We start from the raw sequence: 685 nt of genomic DNA on the forward strand, positions 1-685 counted from the left end.
GGCAGCATTACTTCGATACTCATCAATTCTTGCGGTACGAAGAAAATTACCCCATTTGCAAGGAAAATGAAAACTATGGCTTGTTGCAGGCCGGTGTCGCCCAACAGATATTGAAGATGGCCGACCGCAGTTTTCGTTCTTTTTTCGGGCTTTTGCAGAAAGTCAAGTCAGGTGACTATGGTTCAAAGGCTGTCCGCCTGCCACACTATCGTGAAAAAGGGGAGCTCTTCAGTCTCATCTTGTCCACGAATGCCATCAACATTAAGAATGGCTTCTTAACAGTGCCGATGAGCCGTGAATATATGAAACGCCATAACGGCCATCGGATTCGGATTCCTTTTCCGGATAGACTGAAGGATAAGACGATTCAGGAAGTCCGCATCTGTCCCATGTATGGCGGACGGTATTTCAAGATTCAGTATTGCTGCCTAGAGGACCCAGAACCGGTGAAAACCTCGCCAGACCGTGTCCTGGCTATCGACTTGGGCCTGGACAATCTGGCCGCCTGCGTTACCAATACGGGGACGTCGTTCCTTATGGACGGTCGTAAACTCAAATCTATCAACCAGTATTGGAACAAACGCAAAGCCAGACTCCAAAGCATTGCTGCCAAGCAGGGCCAGAAGACGACGAACCAGCTCTGTCAGTTAGCGAAGAAACGCAATTTCCGGATGCAGGACATCCT

At 49.1% G+C, this 685-nt stretch carries 1 protein-coding gene; it reads left to right on the forward strand.

Annotated features, from left to right (window positions below):
* Positions 1 to 685, forward strand: a 685-nt coding sequence (locus tag WMO23_RS11410) for a transposase (RefSeq protein ID WP_349174148.1), incomplete at both ends; no start/stop codon positions are given.

The sequence above is a fragment of the Megasphaera intestinihominis genome (assembly GCF_040096415.1).
In the GTDB taxonomy this organism is placed as follows: Bacteria; Bacillota; Negativicutes; order Veillonellales; family Megasphaeraceae; genus Megasphaera; species Megasphaera intestinihominis.